Origin of the sequence: Amycolatopsis jejuensis, assembly GCF_000717335.1 — a bacterium.
Taxonomy (GTDB): Bacteria; Actinomycetota; Actinomycetes; order Mycobacteriales; family Pseudonocardiaceae; genus Amycolatopsis; species Amycolatopsis jejuensis.
The window spans coordinates 1-19998 of record NZ_JNYZ01000036.1 but is presented as its reverse complement, the minus strand read 5'-3'; the positions used below and the strand labels follow the sequence as shown (position 1 = coordinate 19998).

General features: G+C 69.4%; 19 protein-coding genes. 5 read left to right on the top strand and 14 right to left on the bottom strand.

The window, feature by feature from the left end; translation table 11 throughout:
- Nucleotides 1–754: 754 nt before the first annotated feature.
- The 12 genes from OO71_RS37360 to OO71_RS37305 all read right to left on the bottom strand — a co-directional run bounded on the left by OO71_RS37360 (nucleotide 755) and on the right by OO71_RS37305 (nucleotide 12341).
- Nucleotides 755–1867 carry an XdhC family protein gene (locus tag OO71_RS37360; RefSeq protein WP_033294756.1) on the bottom strand — a complete coding sequence of 371 codons (1113 nt, stop codon included), beginning with the start codon at nucleotides 1865–1867 and terminating at the stop codon, nucleotides 755–757.
- Nucleotides 1860–2978: a vWA domain-containing protein gene (locus tag OO71_RS37355; protein WP_033294755.1), complete on the bottom strand. Its 1119-nt coding sequence runs from the start codon at nucleotides 2976–2978 to the stop codon at nucleotides 1860–1862. Before OO71_RS37355 ends, OO71_RS37360 begins: the two co-directional genes overlap by 8 nt.
- Nucleotides 2979–4168: 1190 nt before the next feature.
- Entirely contained in the window at nucleotides 4169–5047 is an 879-nt protein-coding gene (locus OO71_RS37350; protein ID WP_033294809.1) for an AAA family ATPase, read from the bottom strand.
- Between the two features lie 122 nt (nucleotides 5048–5169).
- Nucleotides 5170–5766: a nucleotidyltransferase family protein gene (locus OO71_RS37345; protein WP_033294754.1), complete on the bottom strand. Its 597-nt coding sequence runs from the start codon at nucleotides 5764–5766 to the stop codon at nucleotides 5170–5172.
- Nucleotides 5767–5776: 10 nt separating this feature from the next.
- On the bottom strand, nucleotides 5777–6583 hold the full coding sequence (locus OO71_RS37340; RefSeq protein WP_033294753.1) for an IclR family transcriptional regulator domain-containing protein: 807 nt from the start codon (nucleotides 6581–6583) through the stop codon (nucleotides 5777–5779).
- Between the two features lie 10 nt (nucleotides 6584–6593).
- Nucleotides 6594–6995, bottom strand: a complete 402-nt coding sequence (pcaC, locus tag OO71_RS37335) for a 4-carboxymuconolactone decarboxylase (protein WP_033294752.1) — start codon at nucleotides 6993–6995, stop codon at nucleotides 6594–6596.
- Entirely contained in the window at nucleotides 6992–7771 is a 780-nt protein-coding gene (pcaD, locus tag OO71_RS37330) for a 3-oxoadipate enol-lactonase (protein WP_033294751.1), read from the bottom strand. The genes pcaC and pcaD overlap by 4 nt, the downstream gene beginning before the upstream one ends.
- A gap of 534 nt (nucleotides 7772–8305) precedes the next feature.
- On the bottom strand, nucleotides 8306–8851 hold the full coding sequence (gene pcaG / locus OO71_RS37325; protein ID WP_033294750.1) for a protocatechuate 3,4-dioxygenase subunit alpha: 546 nt from the start codon (nucleotides 8849–8851) through the stop codon (nucleotides 8306–8308).
- Nucleotides 8852–8853: 2 nt separating this feature from the next.
- Nucleotides 8854–9588, bottom strand: coding sequence for a protocatechuate 3,4-dioxygenase subunit beta (pcaH, locus tag OO71_RS37320; protein ID WP_033294749.1), 735 nt, complete (start codon nucleotides 9586–9588; stop codon nucleotides 8854–8856).
- Nucleotides 9589–9601: 13 nt separating this feature from the next.
- A complete protein-coding gene (locus tag OO71_RS37315; RefSeq protein ID WP_033294748.1) occupies nucleotides 9602–10783 on the bottom strand; it encodes a thiolase family protein in 1182 nt (393 codons plus the stop codon).
- Nucleotides 10780–11535, bottom strand: a complete 756-nt coding sequence (locus tag OO71_RS37310) for a CoA-transferase subunit beta (RefSeq protein WP_033294747.1) — start codon at nucleotides 11533–11535, stop codon at nucleotides 10780–10782. The genes OO71_RS37315 and OO71_RS37310 overlap by 4 nt, the downstream gene beginning before the upstream one ends.
- Entirely contained in the window at nucleotides 11532–12341 is an 810-nt protein-coding gene (locus tag OO71_RS37305; protein ID WP_033294746.1) for a CoA transferase subunit A, read from the bottom strand. Before OO71_RS37305 ends, OO71_RS37310 begins: the two co-directional genes overlap by 4 nt.
- A 492-nt stretch (nucleotides 12342–12833) precedes the next feature.
- Here OO71_RS37305 and OO71_RS37300 point away from each other — a divergent pair, with 492 nt between their 5' ends.
- Both OO71_RS37300 and OO71_RS37295 read left to right on the top strand, forming a co-directional pair.
- Nucleotides 12834–13781 (top strand): 2-hydroxyacid dehydrogenase, encoded by a 948-nt coding sequence (locus OO71_RS37300; RefSeq protein ID WP_033294745.1) that lies wholly within the window; start codon nucleotides 12834–12836, stop codon nucleotides 13779–13781.
- On the top strand, nucleotides 13778–14902 hold the full coding sequence (locus tag OO71_RS37295; RefSeq protein ID WP_033294744.1) for a glycerate kinase: 1125 nt from the start codon (nucleotides 13778–13780) through the stop codon (nucleotides 14900–14902). Before OO71_RS37300 ends, OO71_RS37295 begins: the two co-directional genes overlap by 4 nt.
- 637 nt (nucleotides 14903–15539) lie before the next feature.
- Here the strand turns inward: OO71_RS37295 and OO71_RS37290 are convergent.
- Together OO71_RS37290 and OO71_RS37285 are read right to left on the bottom strand one after the other, a co-directional pair.
- Nucleotides 15540–15842, bottom strand: coding sequence for an iron-sulfur cluster biosynthesis protein (locus tag OO71_RS37290; RefSeq protein ID WP_033294743.1), 303 nt, complete (start codon nucleotides 15840–15842; stop codon nucleotides 15540–15542).
- A 139-nt stretch (nucleotides 15843–15981) separates the two neighbouring features.
- Nucleotides 15982–16368 carry a hypothetical protein gene (locus tag OO71_RS37285; RefSeq protein WP_084145544.1) on the bottom strand — a complete coding sequence of 129 codons (387 nt, stop codon included), beginning with the start codon at nucleotides 16366–16368 and terminating at the stop codon, nucleotides 15982–15984.
- Nucleotides 16369–16515: 147 nt separating this feature from the next.
- On the opposite strand from OO71_RS37285, the gene OO71_RS53495 reads away from it, so the two are divergent.
- From OO71_RS53495 to OO71_RS37270, 3 genes are all read left to right on the top strand, one after another.
- Nucleotides 16516–17328, top strand: a complete 813-nt coding sequence (locus OO71_RS53495; RefSeq protein WP_084145543.1) for a GtrA family protein — start codon at nucleotides 16516–16518, stop codon at nucleotides 17326–17328.
- A gap of 372 nt (nucleotides 17329–17700) precedes the next feature.
- Nucleotides 17701–18354, top strand: a complete 654-nt coding sequence (gene shbA / locus OO71_RS37275; protein WP_033294741.1) for an RNA polymerase sigma factor ShbA — start codon at nucleotides 17701–17703, stop codon at nucleotides 18352–18354.
- Between the two features lie 850 nt (nucleotides 18355–19204).
- Complete coding sequence (locus OO71_RS37270; protein WP_033294740.1) at nucleotides 19205–19930, top strand: FadR/GntR family transcriptional regulator; 726 nt, start codon at nucleotides 19205–19207, stop codon at nucleotides 19928–19930.
- Nucleotides 19931–19998: the final 68 nt, after the last annotated feature.

Sequence of the window (19998 nt, the reverse complement as noted above, 5' to 3'; positions counted from 1 at the left end):
TCGGTCCGCAGATACGGACCTCCGTACGGGTGATTTTTCGCCGCCCCGGAGGTGGCTCTTGTCGGGCGGAGGGGGTCCCGGGTCGGCGGTCGACGGGGCGGACACGGAGGTTTCGGTTGCGGGGATTGGGGTTTCCGCCCCGGGGGGGTTGTTGGGGTGGGTGGGGGCTGGGGGTGCGTCTTTTGGCTCAGGTCAGGGGCTTGGAGCACGGGCTGGTCACGGGCTTGAGGCACGGGCCGAGGTAACGGGCTTGGGGCACGGGCTGGGGTCGCTTTCACCCTTTGGTTCGGTGATCACCATGTCGGCCGCCCACCACCCGTGAGCTCGCCGGGTCTCCGCGTCCGCCGAAGCGGCCGCAACTCGCCCACGACCACCCGCCTCACCACGCGACCGCCCCACCACCCGCACGCCGGGCCCCCCGCGCCACCGAGGCAGACGCAATTCGCCCACGACCACCCGCCACATCACGCGACCGCCCCACCACCCGCACGCCCGCCGGGCCCCCGCATCTACCGGAGCAGCCGCAATTCGCCCACAACCGCCCGCCACATCACGCGACCGCCCCACCACCCGCACGTACGCCGGTCGCCGAGGCCACCGAAACGATCGCAATTCCGCCCACGACCGCCCCGCATCACCGTCCGGCCCGCCAAGCGAACCCGACCCCGAACCCCGGCCTCAGCCGACCCCACCGGTACCGACCACGAACTCGCCCAGCCGACCCGCCGCGCCCCACCGCCCGGCCCGCGCCAGGTCAGCTGTGAATGCGCCCGGTCAGCGCCGCCAGCCGACGTCCCGTTCCGCTCCACCGCAACGCGATGATCTCCGCCGCGATCGACACCGCCGTCTCCTCCGGGGTGCGCGCGCCGAGGTCGAGGCCGATCGGCGACGACAGCCGCTCCAGCTCGGGCTCGGTGACGCCCGCCTCGCGCAGCCGGGCAAACCGGTCGTCGTGAGTCTTGCGGGACCCCATCGCCCCGACGTAGCCGACGTCCAGCCGCAGCGCGATTTCCAGCAGTGGCACGTCGAATTTCGGGTCGTGGGTGAGCACCGCGATCGCCGTGCGCGAGTCGATCCGGCCTGCGTCGGATTCGGCCTTCAGGTAGCGGTGCGGCCAGTCGACGACCACCTCGTGCGCGTCCGGGAATCGGCTGCTGGTCGCGAACACCGGCCGCGCGTCGCAGACCGTCACCTGGTACCCGAGATAAGCACCCATCCGGGCCATTGCGGCGGCGAAGTCGATCGCGCCGAACACGAGGAGTCGCGGCGGCGGTTCGAAGGAATTCACGAACACGGCCATGCCTTCGCCGCGGCGCTGGCCGTCGGGGCCGTAGTGCAGGGTGCCGGTGCGTCCGGAGGCGAGGAGGCCGCGGGCATCGTCGGCGACCGCGTCGTCCATCCGCGACGAGCCGAGCGAACCCTCGGTCCGGTCCGGCCACACGATCATGTGCTCGCCGACCAGGCCGGGCGTCTCGTGCTCGACGATCGTGACCACCGCGACCGGTTCGCCGCTGCGCACCGACTCGACGACCCGCTCCAGCTCGGGCATCGACTCGCGGTCCACCGGCTCGACGTAGATGTCGATGATCCCGCCGCAGGTCAGCCCGACGGCGAAGGCGTCGTCGTCGGTCACGCCGTAGCGCTGCAGCACCGGCTTGCGCTCGGCGACGACCTCGTTCGCCAGCTCGTACACCGCGCCTTCGACGCAGCCGCCGGACACGCTCCCGGCAACCGTGCCGTCCGGCGCGACCACCATCGACGCTCCGGGCGCACGCGGCGCCGACGAGAACGTGGCCACGACAGTGCCGAGCCCGACAGTTTCGCCCGCCAGCCAGCGGCGGTACACGTCGTCCAGTACGTCACGCATCGGCAATCTCCCCGAGGAGTCGTTCCAAGGTCGCCAGACTGTGCCCGGCCAGCAACCGGTCGATGTGGGGCAGGGCGGCCACGATGCCGGACTGGACGGGAGCGTAACCCTCCCGCCCGGCATGCGGATTCACCCAGAATACGGCGTGCGCCAGCCGGTGGAGCCTGCCGAGCTGTTCGGCGAGCAGGCTGACGTCGCCGCGTTCCCACCCGTCCGAGAATACGACGACTACCGCGCGGCGGGCGAAACCTCGCTGTCCCCAGCGGTCGAGGAACACGCGCAGGGTCTCCCCGAGCCGTGTCCCGCCGGCGAAATCGGGTACCGCCGAACCCGCCGCGAGCATGGCCTGCTCCGGGTCACGCTGCCGCAGCTGGCGCGAAACCCGCGTCATCCGGGTACCGAGGGTGAACACCTCGACGGACATCGGCGCCGCCCGCGTCACGACGTGCGCAAACCGCAGCAGCGCGTCGGCGTACGGGCTCATCGACCCGGAAACGTCGATCAGCAAAACAATCCGCCGCGGCCGCGTACCCCGCCGATGATGAGCAAGCCGAACGGGCTCCCCACCGGCAGCGAGCATGGCACGCAAGGTACGAGCCGGGTCGAGCCTGCCGCGCCGCGAAGGCGTCCGCCGCGCCGCCCGCCGCCGAGGTGGAGCTGGCCGCAGCGTGGCGAGCAGTTCCCGAAGATGCGCACGCTCGGCCGTGGTGAGCTCAGCGAGGTCCCGATGACGAAGAACCTCCTGCTCACTGGCCGCGACGCGCAACGTGTCCGCCGACTCGTCCGAGCCCTCGCCGCCGTCACCACCCCCAGCCGCGAGCGGAGCGATCCGCGCCTGCTTCTGCACGGGAGCCCCGGCTGCACTGTGCGGGCTGTCATCGTCCTCGAACCAGCGCGCGAAGGCTTCCTCGTAGCGAGGCAGATCGTCCGGGTCGGAACACAGCGTGAGCCGCCCAGCCCAGTACAGCTGGGTCGGCTTCGCCACGTCGACGGCCGCAACCGCAGCGAGATACGCCTGCACCCGCCGCGCATCACAGGCCACGCCCGCCTCACGCAACGCCGCCGCGAACCCGGCATACCCAGCAATCGGGTCAGCGACTTCGGTGTCCATAGCTCCATTGTGACCCGAGCCCGGACATCCGCACCGCCACGGTGAGCCGACGCCCTGCCCACCCCACCGGTTGACGCGCGCGAAGGTGCACCTCCTTGCCGGTTCCGAACCAACCAGGCTCACTACTCCGCAACTCGCCGACGGGTAGGCCCCGGCGACCGGTGTGATGACGACTCGCCCACCGCATACGGGCGCTGACCGGCGCAGGAAGTCATCTCGCATGGCACCTACTGCCCGGCCGCTCATCTCGGCCGCTGACCCTGCTGCTCACTGAGTCGGCCGCTGCCCTGCCTGCTCACTGACTCGGCAGCCGCCCTGCCTTCTCACTGCAGTCGGCCGCTCACCGGACTCAGCAGCGCAACGTCACCAGCCAACGCAACAGCGCGACAACGCTCCGCAGCGCCTTGCGGCATCACTCGCCGACGCAACACCACTCGCCGACCGAGCACCGGACATCAACGCAACACCGCTCTCCAACGCGGATCCTTGGCAACAGCGCAACGTCATCCTGCACCACCGCGGCGCATCAGCGGTGCACGACGGCGCTCGGCACCACCAGCACCTCGCGGCGACTGCGCGACGTCACCCAGCCCCACAGCACTCGGCACCACGAGCACCTATCGACAACAGCGCGACGCCATCCAGCCCCACAGCACTCGGCACCACGAGCACCTATCGACAACAGCGCGACGTCACCCAGCCCCACAGCACTCGGCACCACGAGCACCTATCGACAACAGCGCGACGCCATCCAGCCCCACAGCACTCCGCACCACGAGCACCTCTCACCGCCGCACCACGTCACCCAGCACCACCACGGCACCTTCAGCGCAGCGCACGACGGCGCTCGGCACCACCACGCATCTCAGCGGCGCACGACAACTCTCATCTCTCTCCTTCCCGGCGCCCATGGCGCCGACGAGGGCGGTCCGCGCACGCACCCCGCCTCCGGGGCGACGTGCGCGGACCGTGGTTACGCGCAGCGGCCGACCCCGGTAGCGCAGAGCGGGCGCGCGGAACCTTCGGAAAAGAACGGAACTCAGTGAACGGCAAGGAGAGCAATCCGGACGACGTCGGTCACGGCCCCTCCTTCACCTGCGGTCATGGAGTAATTCGGTGATACCCCCAAGCATACTGGTATCCCCCACCACCGCAACGGAATTAACCGATCAGTCCACAATGGACTCGAATCAGGAGAACAGCGTGTCCAGCTTCGCCCGGACCCGGTCGAGATCCTCGCTGTACTTCAGCACTGCGCCGAGGGTGCGCGCGGCTGTCGCGGCGTCCAGTTCGTCGCGGTTGAGGGCGAGCAAGGCGCGGGCCCAGTCGAGGGATTCGGCGACTCCGGGCGGCTTCAGCAGGTCCATCGCCCGCAGCCGGTGGACCGCGTCGGCGACCTGGCGGGCGAGCGTTTCGCCGATGCCGGGCAGACGGCGGCGCAGGATGTTGATCTCGCGCGCCAGGTCCGGGTGCTCGAGCCAGTGGTAGAGACACCGCCGCTTGAGCGCATCGTGCACTTCGCGGGTGCGGTTGGACGTCAACACGACCAGCGGCGGCTGCTCGGCGCGCACCTCGCCGTACTCCGGGATCGTGACCGTGTACTCGTCCAGGAGTTGCAGCAGGAATGCCTCGAACTCGTCGTCGGCGCGGTCGATCTCGTCGACGAGCAGTACGCACGGCGCCGTCGTCAGCGCCTGCAACAGCGGGCGGGCCAGCAGGAAGCGCTCGGTGTACAGCGAGCGTTCGGCAGTTTCCGCGTCGAGCCGTCCGCCGTCCGCGGCTTCGAGCGCCCGCAAGTGCAGCAGCTGACGGGGGAAGTCCCACTCGTAGAGCGCCTGCGCGGCGTCGATGCCCTCGTGACACTGAAGTCGCACCAACGGCCACCGCAACGCCTCCGACAACGCAAGCGCAAGCGAGGTTTTTCCGGTACCCGGCTCGCCCTCGCAGAAGAGCGGACGGCGCATCTGCAACGCGAGGAACCCCGCGGTGGCCAGCCCCTCGTCGGCGAGGTAACCGGTGGTGTCAAGGGCGGCCGCGAGCGCGTCGGGCGAGGCGAGAGACTCTGTCACGCCTCCGATCGTAAAGCCGGAACGCTCCGTTGCGCCGTTCACCATCGCACGAAGCCCGATCGGCCGCTGCCGCCGGACCGTCCCAGGCGGCGCCAGAACCAGGCCGAGCCGCTCAACGCCGCTCAACGCCGCTCGGCGCCCGGCCCGGCCAGATCACCGGGCCGGTCGACATCACTGCCGCTGCCGAGGTCACCGCATTCGACGAGGCGCACGTCGGACCGCCCGCGCAGCCAGTCCCGTGCTCCGTGGTCGCCGTGCGCAGTGGCGGCGATCTCGGGCCACCATCGCCGCCCGAATAGGGCCGGATGTCCGGGAACCCCCTGGTAGGCGGCTCGCACGACGGCGTCGTCGGCCGCCTCCGCGAGGACTCGCGCGAGAGCCGCGGCCGGCACCCACGGCAGGTCGACGAGGTGCACGAGGACCGCGACCGCCGGGTCGTCCGCGATCAGCGACTCGAGCCCCGCCTTCAGCGACTCCCCCATCCCCGCCTCCCACCGCTCGGCGAGCACCGCGATCGCCTGCGGCGGAAGGAGTTCGCGGACCTCCGCGGCGGCCGCACCGACGACCACCCGCACCGACGTGCACCCGGCCTCGCTCAGCGTCCGGACCGCCCGGCGGACCAGCGGTTCTCCCTCGTATTCGACCAGCGCCTTGGGTCCGCCGAATCGTCTGCCCGCACCTGCGGCGAGCAGCAGACCGGCAACCGGCAGTCCGGACATCGGCGCCCCCTCAGCCACGCATCGCTCGGCGGGTCGAAACCACGGCGAGATCGTCCGAAATGGCAGCGGCGGTGGCAAGCAACGGCGGAACGAGCTTCGTGCGGACGGCCTCGATCGGCGTACGGCTTGCATGCGTGGAGATGTTCACCGCGGCCACCACCCGTCCGGCGCGATTGCGGATCGGCGCGGCGACCGAACGCAGACCCTCCTCGAGCTCCTGGTCGACCATCGCCCAGCCCTGCTCCCGGACGCGCGCCAGTTCGACCTTGAGCGCAGCCTGTTCGGTGAGGGTGCGGGCGGTCAGTTTGTCCAGCTCGGCGACGATGAAATACGCCTTCAGCTCGGTGTTGTCCATGCCGGCGAGCAGCACGTGCCCCATCGACGTGGCGTGCGCCGGAAACCGCGTCCCGACATTGATGCTCACAGTCATGATCCGCGACACCGCAACGCGCGCGACGTACACGACGTCCGTGGCTTCCAGCACCGACACCGAGCTCGACTCGTGCACTTCCGCCGACAGCCGCTCCAGGTGCGGCTGCGCGACTTCGGCGAGGCTCAGGCTCGACAAATACGCGTAGCCGAGGTCCAGCACCCGCGCGGTGAGCGAGAAGTACTTGCCGTCGGTGCGGACGTATCCGAGGTCGACGAGGGTGAGCAGGAACCGTCGCGCCGCCGCGCGAGTGAGCCCGGTGGCGCGGGCGACCTCACTGAGCGTGGGATGCGGTGCCTCGGCGCTGAACGCCTTGATCACCGCCAGCCCGCGCTCGAGCGACTGCACGTGGTGTGCGCCGCGTTCGGCCTGCTCGTCGGAATCCATGTCGCGAACCCTATCCGGCCGGTGGTCCGGCCGTCGGCTCTCCCATCTCGGCGAGGATGCGCTGGGCGATCGCGATCGCCGTGTTCGCGGCCGGCACCCCCGCGTACACGCCGGTGTGCAGCAAAACCTCACGGATCTCGTCGGTGGTAAGGCCGTTGCGCACCGCCGCCCGGACGTGCATCGCAAGCTCGTCGTGGCAGTGCAGCGCGGTGAGCGCGGCCAGCGTGATGCAGCTGCGGGTCCGCCGGTCGAGCCCGTCGCGCGTCCACACCGAGCCCCACACCGACTCGGTGATGTACTCCTGGAACGGGCTGCTGAACTCGGTGGTCCGCGCGACTGCCCGGTCGACGTGCTCGTCGCCGAGCACCTCGCGGCGCACCTTCATGCCTGCCTCGTAACGGTCTCCGGTCACCGTTCCTCCGTGATCTGCCCGAGGATCAGCCGGGTGAACTCGTCCGGCTGTTCGTAACTGCCCAGGTGCGCGGCGGATGCGACGATCTCCAGCCGCGCGTCCGGGATCCCGTCGGCAATGATCCTGCCGTGTGGTTCGGCGGGCGTCGACGGGTCCTCCGCGCCCGCGATCACCAGTGCCGGCACGGAAATCTTGGCCAGATCCCCGGTGAGGTCCATCCGCTCGATCGCGGCGCAGCAGGCGGCGTACCCCTCGTCGGGCTGTGCCTCGATCATCTCGCGCAGGTACGCAACCCGGTCCGGATGCGCCTGCGCGTACGCCGGGGTGACCCAGCGTCCGACGCCTGCCTCCGCGACCGCCGCCGTGCCCTCGGCCCGCACGGTGCGGGCCCGCTCGGCCCACATCTCCGGCGGACCGAGCTGCGCCGACGTGCAGCACAACGTGAGGCTCACCAACCGATCCGGGACCTGCGTGCCAAGCCACATCCCGACCATCCCGCCCAGCGACAGCCCGACGAAGTGCGCACGGTCGACGTCGAGGTCGTCGAGCAGCCCCAGCACGTCGCCGCCGAGGTCGGCCAGGTCGTACGGCCCCGGCGGCACCGGCGACGCCCCGTGACCGCGCGTGTCGTACCGCACGACGCGGAACCCGCGCTCGGCCAACGGCGCGACCTGCGGCTCCCACATCCGGTGGTCGCTGCCGATCGAGTTGGACAACACCACCACCGGACCAGCCGCCGGACCGTCGACGACCCGGTGCACCCGGACACTGCTCACGCTTGAACCTCCACAATGGACACTCTGGTCACCCTGCTGGTCACCCTGCTGGTCGGCCTGCTCTGGTCGGCCGCTCTGCTCAGCGGCTGGTCAGACTGTGAAGTCACCTCGGCCGGTCAGGCTTACCAGCCACCAGATGGCGAGTCGCCCCGGCCGGTCAGACCGCGAGATCACCCTGCCGGTCGAACCGCTACGTCACCCTCCGATCAGACGATTACGCCACCAGACCGCTACGCCACCGGCCAACCAGACGGCTACGCCACCCCGCCGGTCCGACCAGGACGCCACCCGGCCGATCCGGCAGCTCCGTCGCCGCCTGATCAGACCACTGCGTGACCGCCTGATCGGGCCGCTCATCACCGGCTGATCAGACCGCTGCGTCAGTGCCTGAACAGACCACTGCGTCGCCGCCTGATCGGGCCGCGGCGTCAGTGCCTGAACAGACCACTGCGTCGCCGCCTGATCTGGCCGCGGCGTCAGTGCCGGATTAGACCGCTGCGTCATCGCCTGATCGGGCCGCTCATCACCGGCTGATCAGACCGCAAAGAACACCGTCTCCCCCTCCCCTTGCAGCCGCACGTCGAACCGGTAGCCGTCGCCGTCCTTCCGCGCGAGCAGCGTGCCACGCCGTCCCTCCGGCACGCTCGCCAGCACCGCGTCCGCGGAATTGTCCTGGTCCTCGAAGTAGATCCGCGTCACGACCCGGTTCAGCAGCCCGCGAGCGAACACCGAAACGTCGATGTGCCGCGCCTGCGGTGCACCGGTCGCGTCCGGCACGATGCCGGGCAGCACTGTGAGAATCCGGTACTGCCCCTGCTCGTCGGTGGGACACCGGCCGAACGCACGGAACGGGAGGCCGGGAGCCCCGCGCGGGTCGTCGGGATGGTCGAACGCGCCGTCCGGATCGGCTTGCCACGTCTCGATCATCGCGTCAGGCACCGGATCACCCGCGCCGTCGTAAACCCCGCCGCGGATCCACACGGCGCCTTCGGTGCCCTCCGCGACAACGAACGGCCCGTCCTCCCACGGCAGCCCGATGGACAGGTACGGCCCGACGGTCTGCGAGGGGGTGCTTTCCATCCTCACTCGTCTTCCTCCTCGTCCTCGAACACCGACTGCTCGCGCCCGCGCACCACGATGTCGAACTGGAACGCCAGTGCCCATTCCTCCTCGGTGCGCTGGAGGTCGAACCGCGAGATCATCCGCTGCCGCGCCTTCTCGTCGGGGATCGAGTTGAAGATCGGGTCCTGCGAGAACAGCGGATCGTCGGGGAAGTACATCTGCGTGACGAGCCGTTGCGTGAACGCCGAACCGAAGACGGAGAAGTGGATGTGCGCCGGACGCCAGGCGTTGTCGTGGTTCTTCCACGGATACGCGCCGGGTTTGATGGTAGTGAACTGATAACGCCCGTCGCCGTCGGTGAGGGTGCGGCCCAGCCCGTCGAAGTTCGGGTCGAGCGGCGATGGCCAGCGGTCGCCGGTGTGCCGGTAGCGCCCGCCGGCATTCGCTTGCCAGATCTCGACGAGCGAGTTGCGGATCGGACGTCCGTCGCCGTCGAGGAGCCTGCCGGTGACGATGATCCGCTGCCCCTGCGGCTCTCCTGCGTGCTGCCGCGTGAGGTCGTTGTCGAGTTCGCCGATCCGTCCCGGGCCGAGCAATGGACCGGTGACTTCGGTGAGCATCTGCGGCAACAAGACCAGCGGCTGCTTCGGATGCCGCAGGGTGGTCGAGCGGTACGGCGCATAGTCGAGCGGCGGGTGAGTGCCGTCGGGATCGGTCCGGTAGCGCGGCAAGCGCCGGTCGGTGGGGGTGGCCACGATGAGTCCTCCTCTACTGGCGCTCGAGTACGACGGCGAGACCCTGCCCCACACCGATGCAGATCGCAGCGAGACCCCAGCGCCCACCGGTGCGGCGGAGCTGGTGCGCAAGGGTGCCGATGATCCGGCCGCCCGAGGCTCCGAGCGGATGGCCGATCGCGATGGCACCGCCGTTGACGTTCACGATCTCCGGGTCGAGCTTCGACCATTCCTTGAGGCAGGCCAGCGACTGTGCGGCGAACGCCTCGTTGAGCTCCACTGCCGCAAGGTCACTCCAGTCGATGCCGGCCCGTTCGAGCGCGATTTCCGCCGCACGGACCGGGCCGATGCCGAACACGTCCGGGTCGACACCCGCAGCCCCACGACCGGCGATCCGAGCCAGCGGAGCCTTGCCGAGCCGCTCCGCCGCGGCCGCGTCACCGAGCAGCAACGCCGACGCACCATCGTTCAGCGGTGAAGCGTTGCCCGCCGTGACAGTGCCGTTTTCCTTGCGGAACACCGTCTTGAGCTTTCCGAGTCTCTCGACCGTTGAATCCGGCCGGATTCCTTCGTCACGCGACAGCTCGACGCCCTCGACCGGCACCACGTGATCGTCGTAGAAGCCCTCGTCCCACGCCCGCGCCGCGTTCGCGTGGCTGCGCGCGGCGAATGCGTCCTGCTCGTCCCGGCCGATGCCGTAACGTTCGGCCAGCAGTTCGGTGGACTCGCCGAGCGAGACCGTCCACTGCGACGGCATCGCCGGGTTGACCATCCGCCAGCCGAGCGCTGAGTTGTACAGCGTCTGGTTGCCGGCCGGGAACGCCTTGTCCGGCTTCGGCATCACCAGCGGCGCCCGGCTCATCGACTCGACGCCACCCGCGACGACCAGCGATGCGTCCCCGACCTGGATGGCCCGGCTGCCCTGCATGGTCGCCTCGACGCCGGAGCCGCAAAGCCGGTTGACCGTGGCCCCGGGCACCGACGTCGGCCAGCCCGCAAGCAGCGCCGCCATCCGCGCCACGTTCCGGTTGTCCTCACCGGCGCCGTTGGCGTCACCGAGCAGCACTTCGTCCACTGTGGACGGATCAAGTCCGTTTCGTTCCGCCAGCGCGCGCAGGACACCTGCAGCGAGGTCGTCGGGGCGTACCCCGGACAGGGCGCCGCCGTAGCGCCCGAAGGGAGTACGGATCGCGTCGAGTACGTATGCGTCGCTCATTCGCCGGCCTTCTTCAGTTCGCGGAGCAGGGTCAGTTCGCGTTCAAGGGGCGCCGGGGTGGTCTTCAGGTCCGCCGCCACCTTCAGTGTCCACCCGGTGGTTTCGACAGCCTGCTCCAGCTCGACACCGGGGTGCAGCTCGGTGAGCGTGAGCTCGGCGGTGTCCGGATCGGGTCGCATCAGGCCGAGATCGGTGACCACGAGTGTCGGCCCGGCGCCGCGCAGGCCGAGCCGCTCGCGGTCGCCCCTGCCGGTGCCGTGGCCGAACGAGGTGATGAAGTCGACCTTCTCCACGAACGCCCTTTTGCTCTGCCGCAGCACCACGAACACCTCCTTACAGGAGGCGGCGATCTCCGGCGCACCGCCTGCGCCGGGCAGCCGCACCTTCGGATCGTGGTAGTCGGCGCCGATCACTGTGGTGTTGATGTTGCCGAACTTGTCCAACTGCGCAGCTCCGAGGAACCCGACGTCGATCCGGCCGGGCTGCAGCCAGTAGTTGAATACCTCTGGCACGCTGACGACCGCGTCGGCCGTGTCGGCCAGCTCGCCGTCGCCGATCGACAGCGGCAGCCGGGTGGGTTTTGCGCCGAGGCAGCCAGATTCGTAGATCAGCGTGAGGTCTGGGGCATGGGTGCGCCGGGCGAGGTTGGCCGCTGTACTGGGCAATCCGATCCCGACGAAGCAGGAGGTGCCCGCGCGCAACGCCCGCGCCGCAGCGACGCTCATCATCTCGTCGGAGGTGTACTCGCTCATGCCTTCACCCCGGTCAGTTCGTTCAGCCACTTGGTGAACTCGTCGCGGTCCCGCCCGACCGCATCCCACGCCTGGTACGCCGAGTTGTCCCGTTCGTAGTACCCGGCGGCGTACGACGGCGCCGACCCACCCGGCGCCTCGGCCACTGCAGTGACCGCCCACGACGGCAGGATCAGCGCACCGGGCCGCGGTTCCAGTTCGTCGACGACCTCTTCTACCGTCACCAGTGACCGTTTCGCAGCGAGCACAGCTTCCTTTTGCACGCCGGGGATTCCCCAGAGCTGGACGTTGCCCACCCGGTCGGCACGTTGCGCGTGCACGATCGTGACGTCCGGGTTGAGTGCGGGCACGGCCGTGAGCTGTTCTCCGGTGAACGGGCAGGTGATCGGCTTGATCGTGGAGGTCTGCGCAGGCAGATCGGTGCCGGTGTATCCGCGCAGCACGGCGAACGGCAGCCCGGACGCTCCTGCGACATAGCGGTTGGCCATGCCCGCGTGACTGTGTTCCTCGATCTCCAGCGGCACCGGCCACGAATGCTGCACGGCATCACGGAAGCGGTGCAGCGAGCCGACCCCGGGATTGCCTCCCCACGAGAAGATCAGCTTGCTCGCACAGCCTGCGCCGATGAGCTGGTCGTAGACGATGTCCGGAGTCATCCGGACCAGCGTCAGGTTTCGCCTGCGTTGCCGGATGATCTCGTGCCCGGCCGCGACCGGGATGAGGTGAGTGAACCCCTCGAGAGCGACGGTGTCCCCGTCGTGCACCAGCTCGGCGACCGCCTCGCCGAGCGACAGCACCCTTGCCATCACGAGCCCTTCCGTCCGGATCTTCCTGCGTCGTTTCTTCTGCCGATCTCCGTGTGTTCGTATTGCGCACACACGTTCTGCATGAGAACATAGCACGAGTTAGCCGCCCGCGGCGAGTATCAAACGGAGGACGGGCGAAGGATCGGAAAGGGAGGTGGTCGCCAAGAGAACACGATGCGCTGGCAGGTGGCGAACGGGTTTCGCGGCGCCGGGCCGGGCCGGGGTGGGGACAAAGCGACTGATGCTGGACAGTCCCCAGCGCCGAAGCCGGGTACCGGAGACATCGCGGCAGTCCGGGGTCGAGCGACCATGGCCGACGTGAATCTCTTTGCGTGGTACCACAATGCGGAATGCGGCAGCAGCAGACCATGACCGGCCGTGGCGAGGCTTTGGTCACGTGCCGACGTTCCACTGCAGCTCAGAGCGGGCGTTCAAAGGCGGCCGGGCGGCGAACCTCGCTCATGCGATGTGGTGGGCATTAGGCTGCTCGGCATGCCGAAGATCGCGGTCACCCGCTGGATTCCGGACGAGGCCGCGCAGGTGCTCGGTGAAGCAGGCGAAGTGGAGATCTCCAAGGAGGATCGCCCGCTCACGGCGGAGGAACTGCGTGAGTTCGTCACCGGGTCGTCCGCCGTGGTGTCGATGCTGCACGACCGGATGGACGGCGCGGTGGCCGACGCCGCCGGGCCGGAGCTGAAGGTGGTCGCGAACGTCGCCGTGGGCTACGACAACGTCGACGTCGCTGCGCTGGGCAAGCGCGGGGTGGTGGTGACGAACACCCCTGGCGTGCTCACTGACGCGACCGCGGACCTAACGTTCGGGCTGCTGCTGGCAGTCTCGCGTCGGCTCGGCGAGGGTGAACGTCTCGTCCGGGCGCGCCGGCCGTGGTCGTTCCACCTCGGTTTCCTGCTCGGATCCGGACTGCAGGGCAAGACGCTCGGCATCGTGGGCCTCGGGCAGATCGGGCGTGCGGTGGCGGACCGGGCGGTGGCGTTCGGGATGCAGGTCGTCTGCTCAGGACGGTCAGCGAAACCGGGCTTCGCGGGCGAGTTCGTGTCGTTCGAGGAGTTGCTGCGACGGTCCGACTTCGTGTCGCTGCATTGCCCGCTCACGCCGGAGACGCGGCACCTCATCGACGCGGACGCGTTACGGGCGATGAAACCGGGTGCGTACCTGGTCAACACCACGCGCGGTCCGGTCGTCGACGAGTCAGCGCTTGCCGACGCGCTCGAGGCCGGCGAGATCGCGGGCGCGGCGCTGGACGTGTTCGAGGCGGAGCCGGAGGTCGAGCCACGGTTACTGGCACGCGAGGACGTGGTGCTCACGCCGCACCTCGGGTCGGCGACAGTGGAGACACGCACCGCGATGGCCGTACTCGCTGCCCGCAACGTCGTCTCGGTGCTCGCCGGCGCCGAGCCGCTCACCGGAGTCGCCCGATGACCCGCGTCGTGATCGCACCGGACAAGTTCAAAGGAAGCCTGACCGCGGTCGAGGTCACGGAGGCCATTGCGCAGGGCGTGCGCGATGCGTTGCCGGACGCCGAGATCTCCGCGTGCCCGGTCGCCGACGGCGGCGAAGGAACGTTGGAAGTACTGGAGAACGCTGGCGGCTCGGTGGTGCGCGTGTCCGTGCGGGGTCCGCTCGACGAGCAGGTCGAGGCCCGGTACGTGCTGCTCGACGGCACGGCTTACGTCGAGTCGGCACGGGCGTGCGGCATCGAGTTCGTGACGCCGAGCCGGGAGGTCGCGCTTGCCGCGCACACGTGGGGCGTTGGTGAGCTGCTGGACGACGCGCTCAGGCGCGGCGCGCAGCGGCTCGTGCTGACGGTCGGCGGCACGGCGAGTACAGACGGCGGCGCCGGGATGCTCGCCGCGTTGGGCGCTGACGTCGTCGACTCGTCGGATGTGTCGGTCGGTCTCGGCGGTGGGTCACTCGCTCGGGTTGCTCGTGTCGATCTCGGGTCGGCGCGCGAGCGGCTGGGCGCGGTGCCGGTGGCGGTCGCGACGGACGTGACCAACCCGCTGCTCGGCGCGAACGGTGCGGCCGCGGTGTTCGGCCCGCAGAAGGGCGCGAGCCCGGAGGACGTGCTGGCCCTCGACGATGCGCTGTCGCACTGGGCGAAGGCGCTGGTGAAGGCCGGTGCGGTGGACGTCGCGGATCTTCCGGGCGCAGGAGCGGGCGGAGGCGTCGCGGCGGGAGCGATCGCCGGACTGGGCGCGACGGTCGAGTCCGGCTTCGACCTGATCGCCGCGCTGACCGGCGTCGACGACGCGCTCACCGGCGCGGACCTGGTGATCACCGGCGAGGGTTCGCTGGATGAGCAGTCCCTGTCGGGCAAGGCTCCGGCGGGGATCGCCGCGCGCGCCGGGCGGACCGGAGTTCCGCTGCTGGTGCTGGCCGGCCGGATCCAACTGGACGCCGACGCGCTGGCTGGGCTGGGCGTGGTGGGCAGCAGCGCGCTGATCGACCATGCCCCGTCGCTGGACTACGCCCGCGCCCACGCAGCAGAACTGCTGCGCGAACGGGCCGCGGTACTGGTGCGCGACTGGGCGCGCGGGTGACGGCGCAGCGGGAGGCCGGTCGAGACTGACTGACAGCACGACGGGCAGCCGGTCAGGACTGACGGCACAGCGCGCAGCCAGTCGCCGCTGAAGGCACGGCGCGCGGCCAGGCCACCGCTGAAGACACGGCGCGCGGCCAGGCCACCGCTGAAGACACGGCGCGCGGCCAGGTCACCGCTGAAGGCACGGCAGGCGGCCAGGCCACCGCTCTCGGCGCGGCGGGAGGTCGGTCGAGGTTAACGACTCGGCAGGCGGCCAGGCCACCGCTGTCGGCGCGGCGAGAAGCCGGTGACGGCACGGCAGGCAACCCGTCGAGACTGACGGTGCAATGGGAGGCCGGTCGCCACTGACAACGGCGCGGCAGGCAACCCGTTGAGGCTGTCAGACCAACTCGAGCAGCCCGCCGAGACTGTCGAGCCCACTCTGGCAGCTCATCGAGACTGTCGACGCAGCGTGCAGCCGATTGCGACTGACGGCCGACTCAGACCACCCGTCGAGGGCCGGACCAAGGCCGTCCTCCCCGCCGAGCCAAGCCTGCTACATCGGCGTCCCATTGCCATCCGGCTGCGAACAGACCGGCCTGGCAGCACGGCGTCGCCCTGTCACGAACCTGTCGAGAGGGCTCCGCGGGATGACCTCAAGCGGGTTGCTGCGGCAGTACAGCGAAGGCGACGTCGCCGGTCTCGTCCTGCTGGACGTCCAGGACCTTGTCGTCCAGCAGGGCAGCTGCTTGCGGCTCGAGGAAGACCTTCGCGCCGCCGTCAGCGCCGACGACTCGGTCGCCGTCTTCCGGGGCCGGGGCCACTGACAGTGCCAGCTGAGCGCCCTCGCCTTCCATGCTCTGCAGTGCGAACCTCAGGCCGCTTTGTTCGGAGTCGGTGCCCTGGTCGGCGGTCAGCGCGGTAATCGCCTCGGCGGCGGCTTCGGTGACGGTCAGCATCTTCGGCCTTCCCTTCGTCGCAGTCGGATGCGCGGTCGGTTGCGGGTGGTTTTTCACGCTAGGGGCGGCGCCACGGTCGCGCAGTGTGAGCGCCGGGCCGTAGCTGTGACGGTGGAACCTGTCACAAATACGTTTGAGATCACGATCTCCGGGCCATGGCCGAGCGGATCGCATCGGCGACCGTGCCGCCCGCGCGGTCGGCCCATTCGCCGTGGTCGGACGCGGCATCCCGGTGGGGCACGGAGGAGTCCGGCGCGACCGGCTCGATGTCGGAGTTTTCGACCGTTTCGGGAAGGTCCTCCGCCGGTGTCGCGGCGACCGGGCGGCCGGGGACCGGCGACGGCTGGACGTCCCCCTCGGCAAGCCGGGGCACATCGCTTTCCTCTTCGCGGATCTCCGCTGGACCGCGGTGCACAGCGCTCCAGTGCTCGGGTGGTTCGACGCCTGCCTCGAGCGGGTCGACGCGGAGGTCGTCCTCATCGAGTGCTTCACTCGGCCGGAGCGTGTGGTCGCCGGGATCGCTCACGGGCACCTCCCGAAGTCCGGATTGTTCGTGATGAGCTACCCGAGGCGCTTTCCGGTGAAACGGGCCGCACGGCTGTCACCGGGATCACATATGTTCATTCGGTTCATCAGGTTCACAAATTTGTGAAAACACGCTAGCGTCAGGATCATGACCACCACCAGGTGGGTACCACGAGGACGGATCGGTATCCGCCGCCGGCGCACCATCGTGCCGGGCGCCGGATCTGGCCAAGGCCAGCTCCGTGCCGATGCCGCCAGCCAGTCGCCATTCAGTGGCGACACTGCCGGGTCACGGTCGGCGGACCGCACCGCGACGCACTATTCGCCGGAAATCGGCAACATCGCGGACCGTCCGAGTGCCGCACCTGTCTCGCCGGGTGACGAAGGTTCGGTCAACCGGCAGCGGCCCGAAGCCGACCGGAACGCCTCCTGTAAAGGGTTCGATGAGCGGACCGAGGCACAGGCCGACCGTGGCCGACCCGAGGCCGACGGGGCGGACCGGCAGAACCACCGTCAGCTGGGTAATTGCGGCCGGTCACGAAGCACGAACCGGCCCGGTCTTCGCCGCCACGAGATCGGCGGACACGCGGCCTGGTACCTCGTCGCCGGAGTGGTCACCACGGGACTGCAAGCGATCCTGTTCCTGGCGCTGCGGCCGGAGTTCGGCGCGCAGTGGGCGAATCTCGCGGCGCTCGCGATCACGACCGTCGGCAATACCGAGTTCCACCGGCGCGTCACGTTTTCGGGCCGCCGCAGCCGCGCCGGGAAGCGGCATCTACAGGACCTGGCCACCTTTGCCTTCTACGCGGGCTACGGGTCGGTCGTGCTTTCCGCGCTCGACGCGGTCGCCGGGCAGCCCTCAGCCTGGCAGCAGACCGTCGCGTTGCTCGCGGCGAGCTTCGTCGGCGGAGTCGCCCGGTTCGCCGTGCTGCGGTGGTGGGTGTTCGCGCGGCGCGGCTGAGCAGACTCAAGATCACGCATTGCACCGACCGGTGCCCTCAACCGCAGTGGAACCCGTTCTACCCGCAGTGGTGGCCACTCTCTGTTGCGCTACCTGGCTATCACTCTTCGTGACGTACCGATCGGGTCATCCGCACATGCTGCGAGGCCGAACTCGTACTGTGCGTCGCCTGGTCTCGTTTGTGTCAAGACCACTGCTGCTAACGGGGTATTCGTAGTTGAAATGTGGACGGTCGGCGTCCGGCCGCTTAAGGTTACGGAGCGTCGCAACGGCTGCAGCACTCCCCCCGACCGATCGGAGTAGCTGCGACCGCAACATCACAGAGTGTTGACCCCAAGACAGCGACGGTCGAGGGTTGCCGGGGAGACGACCATGACAGCACCGTCGAAGACGTCCCGTACCGAGGAGTCCGGCGTCGCGGGTTACGTGAACCCGGAGACGCTGCCCCGGTCCGGGGGACGCTTGACCAAAGAGGACTTGGACCCCCTCGTGCGCGCGGCGGGGCAGAACGACCAGGCGGCGATCGCCCGCCTGCTGCACGTGCTCCGGCCCGTGGTCGCGCGCTACTGCCGCGCGCGGATGGGCGGCCGCGACCTCTCGTACCTCTCGGCCGACGACGTCGCCCAGGACGTCTGCATGGCCGTGCTCAAAGCCCTGCCCGACTACCAGGACCGCGGTGGGTCGTTCCTGTACCTCGTGCACGCGATCGCGGCCAACAAGGTCGCCGACGCCTACCGCGCGGTCGCGCGCGACCGTTCCGAGCCGGTGCCGGAGCTGCCGGAGCGCCCGCTGGTCGGCAACGAGCCGGAGTCGCACGCCCTGCGCCTCGACCTCGGCAGCCGGCTGCAGGAGCTGCTCACGCGTCTCGCGCCGCTGCAGCAGGAAATCCTCGCCCTGCGCATCGTCGTCGGCCTCAGCGCCAACGAAACGGCGGAGACACTGGGTATCTCGGCCGGAAATGTCCGGGTCACGCAGCACCGCGCGCTCACGAAGCTGCGCGAAATGATCCAGGGCCAGGAGTTCTGAATCACACCGAATCACACCGAATCACACGGACGAGCGATAGCTCGCTGCTCACAGCAGAACGGCCTGGACAGGCCGCGAGACTCGTTGCATCGTGGAAGAAACACGACATACACATCAATTCACAGAACTCCGATTCTCCGTACTCAGTCCATAGATCTGCTTCAGCAGCGTGTTCGAGGATGTCCTGCCGTTCCCGGTCGCTCGGCAGGCCCGTCCGCGACGGTGCCCGGCGTGCGGTACGTGGCGTTGCGTCGTCGGAAGCCACGGGTATGCGCGACAGCCGGACCGCGAGTGGTGCCGCGGTCGGTCATTGCGCTACCCGACGCGACGGGTCGACCGCCTGGGATGGAAGCGGCCCTGGCACAGGCTCGACGACGGGCTGAGTGGCTCGCTGGACAGTGAGTCTCTGGCTTGTGAGATCTCTGGGCGCTGAGGCCACTGGGGGTGAGACCGCTCGGTGGCGAGACCGCTGGGTAGTGAGACCGCAGGGTGGTGAGACCACTGCGCCGTGAGATCGCTGGGCAATGAGACCCCTGGGCCCTTAAGACCGCTGGGTAGCGAGATCGCTGGGTGGCGCGGTCGCTGAGCAATGAGCCGTGTGACGGGCTCGGTGCCGAACCAGGTGACCTGACGGACCAGTGGGTCCGGCTGACACTGGGTCCGGCTGACCAGCGTGCCGCCCGGACCAGCTGAGGTTGCGTGCACCGTGCACGCCATCCCGAGCTTTGAGCCCCTCAGTGTGGGGCCGCTTTGAGCTGCGCTCGGCCGTGGGTCAGGCATTCGTCCGGCGAGGGCGCGTGGCACGCTGTAGGGAGCAAACATCCGAGGTCTCTGCAGGGAGGGCGGCTCGATGCCGGTCACCGATGTCGCGATCGGCAAGATCAAGGACATGATCCTCTCGGGTGAGCTGGCACCGGGCGACCGGCTTCCCAGGGAGGCCGAACTGGCGCAGCGCCTGGGGCTTTCGCGCAGTTCGCTGCGCGAAGCGGTGAAAGCGTTGTGCCTCGTCCGGGTGCTGGACGTGCGCCAAGGCGACGGCACGTACGTCACCAGCCTCGAACCGCACCTGCTGCTTGACGCGATGACGTTCGTCGTCGACTTTCATCGCGACGACACCATGCTCGATTTCCTTGCCGTGCGGCGCATTCTCGAGCCGGCGGCGACCGCGATGGCCGCGTTGCGCATGAGTGACGAGGACATTGTCGAGCTGGGCACGCTACTCGGCGAGCTGGCCGAATCGCCGACCATCGACGCACTCGTGGCCAACGACCTGCAGTTCCACCGCAAAATTGCGGACGGCTCAGGCAATCCGGTTCTCTGCGCGCTGCTCGACAGCCTGTCCGGGCCGACCGCGCGAGCCCGAATCTGGCGCGGCCTCACACAGGACGGTGCGGTGGCCCGAACACACGAAGAACACACCGCAATCTACGACGCGATCGCCGCCCGAGAGCCGGAACTGGCCCGCTCGTGGGCGACGGTGCACATCGCCGGGGTTGAGCAATGGCTGCGCGGCACCCTGGTCGAGGACTCCGGGAACTCCGAGCCCACAGACGACGCCGAGGCAACTGCTTCCTGACCGGCACGGAACTGAGCCTGTCTCTTATACACATCTGACGCTGCCGACGAGCGATCTAGTGCAGATCT

What these genes read in the sequence shown, in the direction of transcription:
- OO71_RS37295 (WP_033294744.1), top strand. Translation starts at nt 13,778, where the DNA reads ATGACCCGCGTCGTGATCGCACCGGACAAGTTCAAAGGAAGCCTGACC.
- OO71_RS37310 (WP_033294747.1), bottom strand. Translation starts at nt 11,535, where the DNA reads ATGAGCGAGTACACCTCCGACGAGATGATGAGCGTCGCTGCGGCGCGG.
- OO71_RS37355 (WP_033294755.1), bottom strand. Translation starts at nt 2,978, where the DNA reads ATGGACACCGAAGTCGCTGACCCGATTGCTGGGTATGCCGGGTTCGCG.
- shbA (WP_033294741.1), top strand. Translation starts at nt 17,701, where the DNA reads ATGACAGCACCGTCGAAGACGTCCCGTACCGAGGAGTCCGGCGTCGCG.
- OO71_RS37340 (WP_033294753.1), bottom strand. Translation starts at nt 6,583, where the DNA reads ATGGATTCCGACGAGCAGGCCGAACGCGGCGCACACCACGTGCAGTCG.
- OO71_RS37270 (WP_033294740.1), top strand. Translation starts at nt 19,205, where the DNA reads ATGCCGGTCACCGATGTCGCGATCGGCAAGATCAAGGACATGATCCTC.
- OO71_RS37345 (WP_033294754.1), bottom strand. Translation starts at nt 5,766, where the DNA reads ATGTCCGGACTGCCGGTTGCCGGTCTGCTGCTCGCCGCAGGTGCGGGC.
- OO71_RS37290 (WP_033294743.1), bottom strand. Translation starts at nt 15,842, where the DNA reads ATGCTGACCGTCACCGAAGCCGCCGCCGAGGCGATTACCGCGCTGACC.
- pcaG (WP_033294750.1), bottom strand. Translation starts at nt 8,851, where the DNA reads ATGGAAAGCACCCCCTCGCAGACCGTCGGGCCGTACCTGTCCATCGGG.
- OO71_RS37300 (WP_033294745.1), top strand. Translation starts at nt 12,834, where the DNA reads ATGCCGAAGATCGCGGTCACCCGCTGGATTCCGGACGAGGCCGCGCAG.
- OO71_RS37315 (WP_033294748.1), bottom strand. Translation starts at nt 10,783, where the DNA reads ATGAGCGACGCATACGTACTCGACGCGATCCGTACTCCCTTCGGGCGC.
- OO71_RS37360 (WP_033294756.1), bottom strand. Translation starts at nt 1,867, where the DNA reads ATGCGTGACGTACTGGACGACGTGTACCGCCGCTGGCTGGCGGGCGAA.
- OO71_RS37305 (WP_033294746.1), bottom strand. Translation starts at nt 12,341, where the DNA reads ATGGCAAGGGTGCTGTCGCTCGGCGAGGCGGTCGCCGAGCTGGTGCAC.
- OO71_RS53495 (WP_084145543.1), top strand. Translation starts at nt 16,516, where the DNA reads ATGACCACCACCAGGTGGGTACCACGAGGACGGATCGGTATCCGCCGC.